Source organism: Vibrio renipiscarius, assembly GCF_000827885.1.
Classification (GTDB): Bacteria; Pseudomonadota; Gammaproteobacteria; order Enterobacterales; family Vibrionaceae; genus Vibrio; species Vibrio renipiscarius.
The window spans coordinates 1-946 of record NZ_JTKH01000004.1 but is presented as its reverse complement, the minus strand read 5'-3'; the positions used below and the strand labels follow the sequence as shown (position 1 = coordinate 946).

The window sequence follows — 946 nt, the reverse complement described above, 5'->3', positions numbered from 1 at the left end:
CAAGGCATCCACCGCGTACGCTTAGTCACTTAACCATACAACCCGAAGGAGTTTCGTTAAACAACCAAGTTGTCTCTCTATTTTATGAGTGAGAGACGTTCGATTTTGCCGGACTCAATTTCGAATAATCATCATAAATGATGATATTGCCAAGAACACTTGAATGTGTTTTTTGGTGTTTACCATATAGGTAAACATTGAGAACTTTTTTTGATAACAACATTGTTGTTATCAGTCAGCTTTCCAAATTGTTAAAGAGCTAGATTTTTATATCTAAAAAAGATAATGAAACCATTTTTAAAAACACTCACTTTCTTACTGAACGTAAATGCACTTAAAAATGGTGGAGCTATGCGGGATCGAACCGCAGACCTCTTCGCTGCCAGCGAAGCGCTCTCCCAGCTGAGCTATAGCCCCATATCCTTATGAGGAGATGGTATCCCGTAGGGGAGTCGAACCCCTGTTACCGCCGTGAAAGGGCGGTGTCCTAGGCCTCTAGACGAACGGGACACTAGTAAAACACCTCAAAAGTGTTTCTATCTCTTAAACTTTATAAACATATCAATCTGTGTGGACACTCATCGTGAGTAATCATCGTATAAGGAGGTGATCCAGCGCCAGGTTCCCCTAGCGCTACCTTGTTACGACTTCACCCCAGTCATGAACCACAAAGTGGTGAGCGTCCTCCTCGAAAGGTTAAACTACCCACTTCTTTTGCAGCCCACTCCCATGGTGTGACGGGCGGTGTGTACAAGGCCCGGGAACGTATTCACCGTGACATTCTGATTCACGATTACTAGCGATTCCGACTTCATGGAGTCGAGTTGCAGACTCCAATCCGGACTACGACGCACTTTTTGGGATTCGCTCACCATCGCTGGTTGGCAGCCCTCTGTATGCGCCATTGTAGCACGTGTGTAGCCCTACTCGTAAGGGCCATGATGAC

At 45.5% G+C, this 946-nt stretch carries 2 tRNA genes and 1 rRNA gene; all 3 read right to left on the bottom strand.

Features of this window, described 5'->3' with window-relative positions:
* Positions 1-341: 341 nt before the first annotated feature.
* Positions 342-417: transfer RNA gene (locus OJ16_RS02610), tRNA-Ala, on the bottom strand.
* 17 nt (positions 418-434) lie between these two features.
* Positions 435-510 (bottom strand) — tRNA-Glu (locus tag OJ16_RS02605).
* 89 nt (positions 511-599) lie between these two features.
* A 16S ribosomal RNA gene (locus tag OJ16_RS02600) occupies positions 600-946 on the bottom strand; the annotation flags it as partial.